Source organism: Massilia sp. YIM B02443, from assembly GCF_030411955.1.
Taxonomy (GTDB): Bacteria; Pseudomonadota; Gammaproteobacteria; order Burkholderiales; family Burkholderiaceae_D; genus Telluria.
Genome location: NZ_JASNRA010000070.1, coordinates 1 through 659, shown reverse-complemented (window position 1 = coordinate 659; position 659 = coordinate 1). Strand labels below are relative to the sequence as shown.

At 60.5% G+C, this 659-nt stretch carries 1 protein-coding gene; it reads right to left on the bottom strand.

Annotation, left to right across the window (positions count from 1 at the left end; all coding sequences use genetic code 11):
* On the bottom strand, window positions 1-659 hold a 659-nt coding region (locus QPK27_RS25210; RefSeq protein WP_290420887.1), incomplete at both ends, for an EF-Tu/IF-2/RF-3 family GTPase.

Here is a 659-nt window from a genome sequence, read left to right as displayed (position 1 = left end):
ACGCCGGCGCCGACGGTACGGCCGCCTTCGCGGATTGCGAAGCGCAGACCTTCTTCCATCGCGATCGGAGCGATCAGCTTGACGGTGATCGACACGTTGTCGCCTGGCATGACCATTTCTTTGTCTGCTGGCAGTTCGATCGAACCGGTCACGTCAGTCGTACGGAAGTAGAACTGAGGACGATAGTTGTTGAAGAACGGGGTGTGACGGCCGCCTTCGTCTTTCGACAGGACGTAGATCTCACCGGTGAAGTGGTTGTGCGGCTTGATCGAGCCTGGCTTTGCCAGAACCTGACCACGCTGGACGTCTTCACGCTTGGTACCGCGCAGCAGCAGGCCGACGTTGTCGCCAGCTTGACCCTGGTCCAGCAGCTTGCGGAACATTTCCACGCCGGTGCAGGTGGTCTTGACGGTGTCGATGATGCCGACGATTTCGATTTCTTCGCCGACTTTGATGATGCCGCGCTCGACACGACCGGTCACGACGGTGCCGCGGCCCGAGATCGAGAACACGTCTTCGACTGGCATCAGGAAGGCGCCGTCAACAGCACGTTCCGGGGTCGGGATGTACGAATCCAGGGCTTCTGCCAGGCGGGTGATGCACTCTTCGCCCATTTCGCCCGGCTGGCCTTCCAGCGCCATACGTGCCGAACCCTTGAT